General features: G+C 71.1%; 8 protein-coding genes. 1 reads left to right on the top strand and 7 read right to left on the bottom strand.

Annotated features, from left to right (window positions below; translation table 11 throughout):
• Nucleotides 1-3,690 (top strand): LWXIA domain-containing protein (locus MMB92_RS34330; RefSeq protein WP_277563246.1); only part of this gene is annotated, 3,690 nt, incomplete at its 5' end.
• Between the two features lie 44 nt (nucleotides 3,691-3,734).
• Here the strand turns inward: MMB92_RS34330 and asnB are convergent.
• The 7 genes from asnB to MMB92_RS34295 all read right to left on the bottom strand — a co-directional run.
• Nucleotides 3,735-5,705, bottom strand: a complete 1,971-nt coding sequence (gene asnB / locus MMB92_RS34325; protein ID WP_006495899.1) for an asparagine synthase (glutamine-hydrolyzing) — start codon at nucleotides 5,703-5,705, stop codon at nucleotides 3,735-3,737.
• A 271-nt stretch (nucleotides 5,706-5,976) separates the two neighbouring features.
• The gene (locus MMB92_RS34320) at nucleotides 5,977-7,008 is read right to left on the bottom strand and encodes an EscU/YscU/HrcU family type III secretion system export apparatus switch protein (protein ID WP_006495898.1); all 1,032 of its coding nucleotides are present in this window, start codon (nucleotides 7,006-7,008) and stop codon (nucleotides 5,977-5,979) included.
• 16 nt (nucleotides 7,009-7,024) lie between these two features.
• Nucleotides 7,025-7,834 carry a type III secretion system export apparatus subunit SctT gene (gene sctT / locus MMB92_RS34315; RefSeq protein WP_006489708.1) on the bottom strand — a complete coding sequence of 270 codons (810 nt, stop codon included), beginning with the start codon at nucleotides 7,832-7,834 and terminating at the stop codon, nucleotides 7,025-7,027.
• Entirely contained in the window at nucleotides 7,828-8,523 is a 696-nt protein-coding gene (locus MMB92_RS34310) for a hypothetical protein (protein WP_277563245.1), read from the bottom strand. Before MMB92_RS34310 ends, sctT begins: the two co-directional genes overlap by 7 nt.
• Complete coding sequence (gene sctN, locus MMB92_RS34305; RefSeq protein ID WP_006487564.1) at nucleotides 8,516-9,889, bottom strand: type III secretion system ATPase SctN; 1,374 nt, start codon at nucleotides 9,887-9,889, stop codon at nucleotides 8,516-8,518. Before sctN ends, MMB92_RS34310 begins: the two co-directional genes overlap by 8 nt.
• Nucleotides 9,886-10,515 carry a type III secretion system stator protein SctL gene (sctL, locus tag MMB92_RS34300; protein WP_006487566.1) on the bottom strand — a complete coding sequence of 210 codons (630 nt, stop codon included), beginning with the start codon at nucleotides 10,513-10,515 and terminating at the stop codon, nucleotides 9,886-9,888. The genes sctN and sctL overlap by 4 nt, the downstream gene beginning before the upstream one ends.
• Nucleotides 10,497-11,233, bottom strand: a 737-nt coding sequence (locus MMB92_RS34295; protein ID WP_277563244.1) for a SctK family type III secretion system sorting platform protein, incomplete at its 5' end; no start/stop codon positions are given. The genes sctL and MMB92_RS34295, both read right to left, overlap by 19 nt.

The raw sequence follows: 11,233 nt of genomic DNA, 5'->3' as shown, positions 1-11,233 counted from the left end.
GCGATCGCACTGCGCCGCGCCCGCGCGATCGCGACGCTCGGCCGCGCATCGCCAGCCACGCGCCCGCTGCCCGCCGGCGGCACGCGCACGCCCGCGACCACCGCGCTGGCGCCGGCGCCCCGCGCGTTCGAAGCCGGGCTGCTGCCCGCCGCGTCCGGTCATGCGCTGGATTTCAGCGGTCACAACGTCGTGCACCTGCTCAGCCTCGCGAAAGCGCGCGGCCTCGTGCCCGGCAAGCATTTCATCTACGTGTATGGCGGCGGCGAGCGCATCGCGTACCGGCTCGGCAAGCCGCGCGCGGTGATCACGGCCAACGCGCAAGGCGAACTGACCTGGCATGACAACTGGCGCAAGCCCGACAGCCACGGCGTGCCGCTCGACGCGTCGCCGATCGGCGGCGGCCCGTACGGCGGCGATACCCATCTGCTGCTGACCGAACTCGCGCCGGATGCGCTTGCGGAGCACGCGCGCGGCACCCGGCTCAAGACGCTCGAGACCCGCCTCGCAACCGTCGACGCATGGGCGAAAGACCCGTCGCCGGACATGTCCGACGCGCGGCGCGACTGGGGCGCGACCGAGGCGCGGCGGCTGCGGTCGCAACGCCACGCGGCGCTGCAGTCGATCCGCCGCGCGAACGCCGCGGCCGCGCGCAACGGGCAAGCGGCATCGGGCCATCCGGTGCTCGACGTGCGCACCTATCAGCCGTCGCTCGTCAGCACGACGCAGGTCGAATCGCTGCAGCGCTATGGCGACGGCAACGCGTCGGCCCTGCTCGCGCACTACGACCGGATCGACGCGCTCGTGCAGCACGCGCGCGATCCGCGCGCCGCGCCGCTCGAACTCGACGATGCGGTCAACGGCGTGCCGCCCGCGATCATGGCCGACGCCCAGGCGTTGCGCGACACCGGCATGCCGCTGTACGTCGCGCGCGACTGGTCGGGCGGCGGCTCGCGCTATGCGCCGATCCCGCTCAGAAGAAAGGTGCTGAGCCGTTTCAGCACCGCGCTCGCGACCGATCGCGCGCTGCGCCGGCGCCTCCTCGCCGCCGATCCCGCGTACCAACAGCGCGTGGTGCCGATGAGCCGCGCGTTCCGGCTCTCTGACGATCCCGCGAAATTCGTCGCGCAGATCGAGCGGCACGGCGGCGTGATGCCGGCCGTGACGATCGTGATCGACCCGCACACGCTCGCGGCCACGCGCGGCGCGAAGCACGACCCCGCCGTCGTGCACGACGCGAAGTCGATCGGCGACCACAAGGACGCGACGATCGACTACTGGACCGGCACGATCACCGGTGCGAACGGCAAGTCGATGCGTATCGACGACCTGGCCGAGCAATACGTGCACAACTGGCTCGATGCGTCGTCGAAGGCCGGTTTCCTGCTGCGCTTCGAAATGGCGCCGGCGCGGGCGCTGGTGTCGTCCGTCGACCACCGGCATCAGCCCGGCTCCAACACCGGCTATCACGACCACGCGCGGCTCGGCGCGCTGCTCGAATCGTGGAACCGGACGCACCTCGGCCAGCCGGCGCCGCACGTGATGGTGACGTTCCATGGCTGGGATACGGTGCCGGAGCCCGCGTCCGGCGCGAGCCACCTGGAACTCGCGAAATCGCTGCTCGACCATCCGGCGCTGCCGTGGGTGCACGTCGGCCTGTCGTACGCGACGCATGGCTCGGACTTCGTCGCGAACCAGGAACTGACGACCGCGCTCGCGACGCTGCTCGTCGAGCGCGCCAGGGCCAACGACCCGACGCTCGCGCGACTGCACGGCGCCGACGCGCTGACGCGCGTATACGACCGCGTCGACCGCACGACGCTGATGAACCAGCACGGCCTGCTGCTCGCGGAAGTCGACCGCATCGGCCGGGCGCGCGGCATGTCGCCCGCGCGGCTGGCGGCGTTGCGCCAGCAACTGTACGAAGGCAACACCACGCAACTGCTGCATCGCGCCCGCTATGCGACGTCGCGCTTCGCGGCGGACCGCTGGGCCGCCGACCCGCGCCGCGCGCCCGCGGCCAGCGACGCCGCCCGGATGTTTACCGAACGATGGCTCACCGACGTCGGCGCGCGGCTCGCGGCGCCGGAACAGATCGTCACGACGGACGGCGGCGGCGCCGGTGTCGAACCGCTGCAGGCCTGGCGCGAAACCGTCATTGCGCCCGCGCTCGTCGCGGCCGATACGCAGCCGATCAGCGAAAGCCGGCTCGTCAGCGCGCAGACGAACGAGCCGATGCGTCCGGACGATCCGCTCGCCGCGGCCGCGGAACTGCATGCGCTGCGCCTGCATCAGCCGGACAGCTGGATCGCCGCGCTGCTGAACCGCAAGAACCTGCTGTCGATCGCGATCGGCGCGGGGGCCGGCTTCGCGGTCCATCACTTCGGCCTGACGCCGGACAAGTTCAAGCAGGCCGCGAACGCGGCGTTCGTCGGCGTGCGGACCGGCCGGCTCGTGCAGGCCGTGCACCAGGACACCGTGCGCGCGCTGCAAAGCGGCGACCCGCGGCTGTTCGATCGCGTGATCGACCGCTTCGTCGACGGCCTGAACAATCAGCTCGACGCGCACCAGATGCATGCCGAGCAGCGCAACGCGTCGCTGATCCTGCTCGCCGAGAGCGCGCGGGCGAAGATTCATCTCCAGCTGGAATTGCACAAGGCCGCGTCGCTGCCGGCGGACAAGACGCTGGAATACACGAAGATGATCGCCAACGACATGCTCCAGCAGATGCAGGGCGTGCTCGCGGGCACCTCGATCCAGCAGCTGCATTACGGCAATCCGCGCCGCTTCATGGGCAAGGCCGGACGCGCCGCCGCGATTGCCGGCTATGCGAGCCTCGGCGAGCTGTCGCTGCATGCGCTGCTGCAGAATCCGTCGGTGGTGCCGGCGCTGGGCGCGGCCGGCGCGCTGCTCGGCATCACGTATACCGGCCTCGTGCAGGGCAGCGCGTTCGCGCACCTGAGCATCGAACGGCGTAGCCGCGTCGTGCGGGGCATCGACCTGATGTCGGATCTCGCGAGCATCGCCGGCGGTGCGATCGCGCCATTCGTCGGCCCGCATCCCGCGATCCAGTCGGACTTGCCGATCGCGATTTCGTCGCTGTCGTCCGCGACGCTGCTCGCGCTCGCGCGCATCGACACGCATTTCCCGAACCTGCCGAAGCGGCTCACCGGCTCGATTCCGACGTCGCTCATGGTCGCGCCGATCCTGATCTATGTCGGCAAGTGGATCTACACCGCATTCGAGGACGACGACGGCAAGGCGCCGCCATCCGGCACGCAGCAGCCGGGCGGCGGGGCGACCCAGCACGCCGTCGCGCCGTCGTCGGCCGCCACGCCGGGACACCCGGCGCCCGCCACGCATGCGGCGCAGCCGAGCGCGCCGCCGTCGCCTTCGGCGAGCGCCGCCTCGCCGTCCCGACCGCAACCGTCGCCAGGCACGCCGTCGAACCCGCCGTCGCCGTCGAACGCCCCGCAGCCCTACATCGTCGTCGACGGCGATTCGCTATGGGTGATCGCGGACCAGCATCGCCAGTCGCTGCTGGACGCCGCGCACGTATCGCGTGCCGACCAGCAGGCGATGACGCGCGGCGAACAGGATGCGCGTGCGCTGAAAGAAATCCTGCAGCTCAATCCGTCGGCCGCGCGCGATGCCACGCACTTGCCGGTCGGCACGCCGCTGGTGGTCGGATGACGGTCGGCCCGCCGCGCGCCACGGCGGCGGGCACGACGATGCCGTCACGCCGCGCGCTGCGCCTCCAGCCACGCCTGGAACATCAGCACCGTCCACAGCTGGTGCTGCCAGTTCATCCGGCCCGTCTGGTGCTGGCGCCACAGCCGCTCGACCGCCGCCGCATCGAAGAAGCCCTCTTCGCGCAGGCGCGACGGTCGCAGCAGCGCCTCGGCCCAGTCGCGCAGCGCGCCGCGCAGCCAGTGGTCGACGGGCGCGCAGAAGCCCTGCTTCGGCCGGTCGATCAGCGCGGACGGCACGTACCGGTCGAGCAGCCGGCGCAGCAGCGCCTTCGACTGCCCTTCGGGCAAGCGCACCGACGCCGGCACGCGCCACGCGAATTCGACGACGTGATGATCGAGGAACGGCATGCGCGTCTCGAGGCTCACGGCCATCGCCGCGCGATCGACCTTCGCGAGGATGTCGGTCGGCAGGTACGTGAGCGTGTCGATCGCCATCGCCTGCTCGGCGAAGCTCAGATGCGCGGGCCACGCGGACACCGTGTCGAGCGGCGTCGGCGGCTCCTGCCCCGACAGCGCGATGCGCTCCGGGTGATGCACCGACGACATCAGCAGCCGGTACAGCCCGATGCGGCTTTCGGCCGTCATCACATGGCCGAGCTTGTGCAGGCGATCGCCGATGCGCGACGTCGATTCGCGCGCCTCCACGCCGCCACCCCACGCGCCCTGCGCGACGGCTGCCAGCTGGTCCGCGTGGTCGGGCCGCAGCGCGTGCAACGCGGCGGCGATCCGCGCGCGCACGGCGCCCGGCACGCGATGCAGCTTGCGCCACAGGCGCGGCGTCAGGAAATAGCGCGTGTAGCCGCCGAACAGCTCGTCGCCGCCGTCGCCGGACAGGCTTACCTTCACGTGCCGGCGCGTCAGTTCGGAGACGAGAAAGGTCGGGATCTGCGACGCATCGGAGAACGGCTCGTCGTAGATCGACGGCAGCTTCGGCACGACGCCGAGCGCATGGTCGGCGGTCACGTAAAGCTCGGTATGGCGCGTGCCGAGATGGCGCGCGACGGCCTTCGCATAACCGGCTTCGTCGTAGCCGGCCTCGTGGAAGCCGATCGTAAACGTGTCGACCGGCGTCGCCGATTGCGCCTGCATCAGCGCGACGATCGCCGACGAATCGACGCCGCCCGACAGGAACGCGCCGAGCGGCACGTCGGCCTCCATCTGCCGCGCGACGGCCTGGCGCAGGATCGCGTCGAGCTGGCCGACGGCTTCGTCGGGGGTGCCTTCGAACGGCTGCGCGCGGCCCGCCTCGATCGCCTGTTCGAGCGTCCAGTACGCGCGCAGGCGCGGCGTGTCGCGCGCATGTTCGAACTGGATGTACGTGCCGGGCGGCAGCTTGCGGATGCCGCGATAGATCGTGTAAGGCGCGGGCACGCTCGACTGGCGCAGGTACAGGCACAGCGCGTCGCGGTCGACCGTGCCGTCGAAGCCCGGGTAGCCGCGCAATGCCTTCAGCTCGGACGCGAACACCAGCGCGTCGCCGATCCGGCCGTAGTAGAGCGGCTTCTCGCCGATCCGGTCGCGTGCGAGCGTCAGCACCCGCGACGCGCGATTCCACAGCGCGAACGCGAACATGCCGGTCGCGCGGCGCAACGTGGCCTCGACGCCCCACGCGACGATCGCCGCGATCAGCACCTCGCTGTCGGAGTGGCCGCGCCACGCCGGTGCGCGCCCCGCACGCTCGAGCTCCGCGCGCAGTTCGCGATGGTTGTAGATTTCGCCGTTGAAGACGAGGACGTAGCGGCCGCACGCGGAAGCCATCGGCTGCCGGCCGTGCACCGACAGGTCGACGATCGCGAGCCGCCGGTGGCCGAGCGCGATGCCGGCTTCCGGGTCGACCCAGATCCCCTGCCCGTCCGGCCCGCGATGCGCGAGGCTCGCCGTCATTCGCGCGAGCGTGCCGCGCGCTGTCTCCTCATCGAAGGCGACGCTATTCAGAAAGCCGTCGATTCCGCACATTGATTTGTCTGCCCCTGTTGACCAGTTCCGTCACGCACCGCGCAACCTCGCGGCCCGCCGTCGGGCATGACGGTCGAGCCATATTACGAAGAAATAAATCAGCAATAATTCACCAGTGAATGTCGGCACCGTCCGGAAAAAAATGGACGTCAAGTGCCGCGTGCGGATGGTCGCGCAAGGGGCCATATCGAATCCGGTGAGTTGGCCGGCAAGCGTTGCGGATGAAAAAAGGGCCGTATGCCGACGGCAACGCCGCCACGCCACGCCGCCGTCAACCGGCGCCGGTCGCCCATTTCAGCAACTGCGCGACCTCGCGGAAATGCTGCGGCTGGATCGTGCCGTTCTCGGGCGTCGTCTCGTACAGCGCCTGCGCGAGCCCGACGTTCGCGAGCGTCGGGCGCAGCGCGTCGCGGGCGAGCCGCACGATCCGCTCGGCCGCGTCGCCCTCGCCGCGTGCGAGTACCCACGGCAGCGAGCCCATCCCGCCGTAGTAGAGCGCGACCGCGACGCGCGGCGAATAGACGACCACCGACGCGTAGCCGATCCGGTCGGGCAGCGACGCAAACTGCACTTCGCGCGCGAGCTGGCGGCGCTTCGCCTGGATGTGCGGATCGCCTTCGTCCTCCTTGTGCTCGCGCCGCACTTCGTCGATCGACATCTTCATCTTCTGGTTGAACTCGTGCCGCTGGTGCACGATGTCGATCAACGCCATCACGATGTAGATCAGCGCGGCCCAGCCGAACAGCAGCATCAGCAGCTTCACGATCAGCGCGAGGATCGAGACCGGCCGCGTGAAGCCCGACTGCACCGACGGATCGAGCGACTCGACGATCAGCCAGCCGAGCGTCGCGACGAGCAGCGCCGTCTTCAGCAGCATCTTCGCGAGATTGACGAGGTTGCGCAGCGACCACAGGTTCTTCATCCCCTCGGCCGGGTTGAGCCGCGACAACTGCGGCACGAGGCGGCTCCACGCCATCACGCCGCCCACCTGCACGAAGCCCGCGAGCAACCCCGCCAGCAGCCCGGCCGCGACGATCTGCGCGGACAGCATCGCCCAGTCGCGCGCGGCGCCGTCGATCAGCACCGCGAGCCGCGCGGCCGGATCGGCCGCGCCGACCGCGTCGAACACGAGCCGGAACAGCGCCTGCAACCGCGCGAACAGCGAACCGATGCCCACCGCGAGCGCCACGCACACGCCGACGAAGAACGCCGACGACACCGTTTCCGCGCTTTTCGGCACGTCGCCTTTCTCGCGCGCCTCGCGCAGGCGCTTCGCGGTCGGCTTCTGGTCCTTTTCGGCCATGTCGGCTCCCGCGCGCTCAGCCGCCGCCGTGTGCGGCGAACAACGCGCGCAGCAGCGCCATCAACCCGCTGTCGGGGCTCAGCAGCGCATGCAGCGACGCGTACACCACCGGCAGGAACAGGATCATCATCAGCATCGCGAGCGCGCTCTTCAGCGGCTGCGAGAACACGAAGATGTTGAGCTGCGGCACCGCGCGCCCGACCAGCCCGACGCCGAGCTCGACGAGCACCAGCACGATCGTGACCGGCGCGGCGAGCTTCACCATCCATTCGAAGATCGTGTCGGTCTGCCGCACGATGAAGGTCTGCAGCATCGACGAGAAATCGGGGCCGAGCGAGCCGATCGGCCACCAGGCGTACGACTGCGCGAACAGTTGCACGAGCACCTGCAGCCCGCCGGCTGTCACGAACAGCGCGATCGCGACGAAATTCAGGAATCCGGAAGTCGGGCCGCCCTCGTGGCCACCCATCGGATCGAAGAACGCGGCGCTGCCGCTGCCGGTCTGGAAATCGATCAGGTAGCCGACGCCCTGGATCGCGAACAGCACCGCGCTGAACGCGCCCGCGAGCAGCATGCCGACCATCGCCTCCTTCGCGACCAGCAGGCACCACATCAGGAACGGCAGCGCGGCCACCTGCGCGGCATCGATCGTCGGCGCGACGAACGCGGCGATCACGACCGCGATCCCGTTGCGCACGAGGCCCGTGATGATCTGCTCGTTGAACACCGGCACGATCAGCATGACCGGCAACAGACGCGGCATCACGTAGAGCAGCGGCCGCAGCATGCCGGCGACGTCGTTGAAACCCGCGGCCTGGTCTAGCATCGGCGCTCCGCGGCGGCGGACGGGACGGAATCGTCGGGCATGGCGGGTGCGTCCGATGTATCGGATGTATCGGATGCATCGGCGTCAGCGGCAGCGGCGGCGCCCGTCTCCACGTCGGTCATCGCCGCATCGAACGCGGCGGCGGCCTCCGGCGGCGTGGACCCGTGACCGGCCGCGTCGCCCGCGCCGGCCACCCAGGTGCCGCCGGTCGCGAAGCGCCGCACCGCGTAGCCGTCCGCGACGTCGTCGGCGTCGCGCTCGACCCGCGCGGCGCGCGCATGCAGCGCCTTCTCGCCGGCTTTCTCCAGCTTGTCCTCGGCGGCCTTCGCCTTGCGTGCGGCGCGCTGCAGGTCGGCGAGCGTCGCCTCGTGGCCGCGATGCACGTGCGCGGCCTCGCTCACCGACGCGTTCGCGGTGCCGATATGCCGGTCGAACGTGCGCGTATCGGCCGCCGCGTTCTGCAACGCGCGGGCTTCGCGCACGTCGTCGACCAGGCGCGTCTGGATCGCGGCCTTCGCGGCGACCTGCTGCGCGAACTGCGCCTGCGCGGCCGCCAGCGCGCGCCGGCTCTGCGCGGCGATGCCCTGCTGGCGCGCGGCCGCGACGCGCGCGATCTGGCTGCGCATCTCGCGCACGCGCTTCAGGCGGGCAAGCGTCGCGAGCACGAGGCGGTCGTCGGCTTCAGACATGATCGTTCGCCAGCTTCGTCAGTTTCGCGAGCAGCGCGTCGAAGCGCACGTCCTCGTCCGACGCCTGCGCGCAGAACGCGCCGATCGCGTCGCGCGCGCGCAGCGCGAGATCGCCGAGCCGGTCGCTGCCTTCGCGATACTCGCCGATCTGCACGAGCAGCTCGATCTCCTGGTACTTCGCGATCAACTCGCGCACGCGCGCGGCCGCATGCTGGTGCGCGCGGCTCGCGACGAGCGGCATCACCCGCGACAGGCTCGCGAGCACGTCGATCGCCGGATAGCGGTTCGCGAGCGCGATCTTGCGCGACAGCACGATATGGCCGTCGAGGATCGAGCGCACCTCCTCGGCGATCGGGTCCGATTCCTCGTCGCCTTCGACGAGCACCGTGTAGAGCGCGGTGATCGACCCGTGCGCCCCCTGCCCCGCGCGTTCGAGCAGGCGCGGCAATACCGCGAACGTCGACGGCGGGAAGCTGCGCCGCGTCGGCGGCTCGCCGCTCGCGAGGCCGACCTCGCGCTGCGCGCGCGCAAAGCGCGTCAGCGAATCGACCAGCAGCAGCACGCGCTTGCCCGCATCGCGGAAGTGCTCGGCGATCGCGGTCGCGACCAGCGCGGATTTCACGCGCTCCATCGCGGGGCGATCGGACGTCGACACGACGACGATCGACCGCGCGCGCACTTCCGGCGACAAGCTGTGCTCGATGAATTCGCGCACCTCGCGGCCGCGCTCGCCGACCAGCGCGATCACGTTCACGTCGGCCTGCGCGCCGCGCGCGATCATCCCGAGCAGCGTGCTCTTGCCGACGCCGGACGGCGCGAAGATGCCGACGCGCTGCCCGATGCCGAGCGTCATCAGCCCGTCGATCACGCGCACGCCGGTCGGAAACGGCGTGTCGATCATCTTGCGCGCGAGCGGGTTCGGCGGGTCCTGCTGCGTCGACACCCACGCGGCGCCCGTCACCGGCCCGCGATCGTCGAGCGGCCGGCCGAGCCCGTCGAGCACGCGGCCGAACAGTCCTTCGCCCACCGGGAAGACATGTTCGCGCCCGGACGGCACGACGGTCGTCTCCGGCGACAGGCCGGCCACGTCGCCGAGCGGCGTGAGCAGCGTCGTCTGCCGCGAGAAGCCGACCACCTCCGCGAGCAGCGTCGGCTGGTTCGGCGTGCGCAGCTCGCAGATCTCGCCGAGCCGCGCGCGGATGCCCGTCGCGTTCAGGATCTGCCCGACCGCGTGGTTGACGCGGCCCTGCACCGAGACCGGCGAGAAGAACGCGAGCCCCGCGTCGAGCTCGCCGACCAGGCGGCCGCGATCGAACGGCGCGTCGTCGTCGCCGAACGACGGCGGATCGTCGAGCGGCGCGCTCATCGCGCGGCCCCTTTCAGCGCGTCGCGGCGGATCGCCTGGCGCAGCGCGTCGATCTGCAGGTCGAGGCTCGCGTCGATCCGCCCGGACGGCGTCTCGACCGTGCACGCGTGGCGTTCGAGCTGCGCATCCTCGACGATGCGGATCTTCTGCCGGTTCGACTGCCCGGCGAACGCGCCGTCGAGCGCGTCGCGCATTTCGTCCGTGCGGCCGGGCGCGACGCGCACGATCAGGAACGCCTCGTCGCGTACGAGCGGCGCGATCCGCGCGAGCGCGGCCTCGTACAGCTTCTGCGTGCTCATCTCGCCGACGATCGCGCGCACGGCCTTCACGACGATATCGGCCATCGCATCCTTCATCGTCTCCATCGTGCGCGTCGCGGCGAGCGCCTGCGTGTAGGCTTGCGCGGCCTGCTCGCGCTGCGCGCGGCGCATGCCTTCGTCGTAGCCGGCCGCCTGGCGCTTGTCGAATTCGCGCTGCGCGTCGGCGACGATGCGCGCCGCTTCTTCATGCGCGGTCGCGATCACCGCGGACGCGTCGAGCAGCGCCGCGTATTCGCGCTCCTTGAGCACCTTGCGCTCGGACAGCAGCTGCAGGTTGTCGCTCGTGATCAGAAAAGCCAGTCCCATGACGCAAGCCTCTCGGGAATCAGAAACAGGAACATCAGTTCGCCGAACTGGTCGCGCTGCGCGCGGTTCAGCCAGTACGGCGCTTCGTCGTCGATCGCGCGGTTGAATTTCAGGCGCACGCGCCGCGCCACCGCGTCGCCGGCCACGCCGATGAAATCGGCGAGCAGGCGCCCGCCGCGCGCGCGGATCACGACCGGCAGCGCGGCGGGATCGGCGCGCCACGGTTCGAGCGTTTCGGCGAGCGCGCCGAATTCCGGCGCGCGTTCGAGCGCGAGTTCGAGCGCATCGCCGCCGAGCCGCGCCGCGACTTCCGCGCGAATGCGCCGCCCCGCCAGCGCGTCGCGCAGCCATGCGCGATGCAGCAGCAGCCCCGCATACGCGGCCAGTTGTTCGAGCGCCGCGCCGGGCAGCAGCGCAAGCCGCGCGCACGGGCTCGCGACGTCGAAGTCGTGCCGGTCGGCCACGCCGTGCAGGTCGAGCAGGTGCCGCGCGAGCAGCTTGCGGCCGGCCGCGCCGAACGCGTCCGGCGAACGATAGCGCGCGGGCCAGTCGGCCGGCACGCGCGTCACGTGCAGATAGCGGTCGGGCCGCAGGTTGAAGTCGCAGACGAGCGCATGAAACGCGGCAGCGCGCGCGGCGGGCGGCGGCGCGAGCGGCTGCAGCCACGGCAGCGGCGCCGCCTCGCCCGCCTCGCCCGGCGGCAGCGCGTGCGGGTCGC

It is taken from the genome of Burkholderia sp. IO2 (assembly GCF_029522185.1).
Classification (GTDB): Bacteria; Pseudomonadota; Gammaproteobacteria; order Burkholderiales; family Burkholderiaceae; genus Burkholderia; species Burkholderia cenocepacia.
Note: the sequence above shows the minus strand (reverse complement) of the source record. Positions and strands in the feature narration are given on the sequence as shown.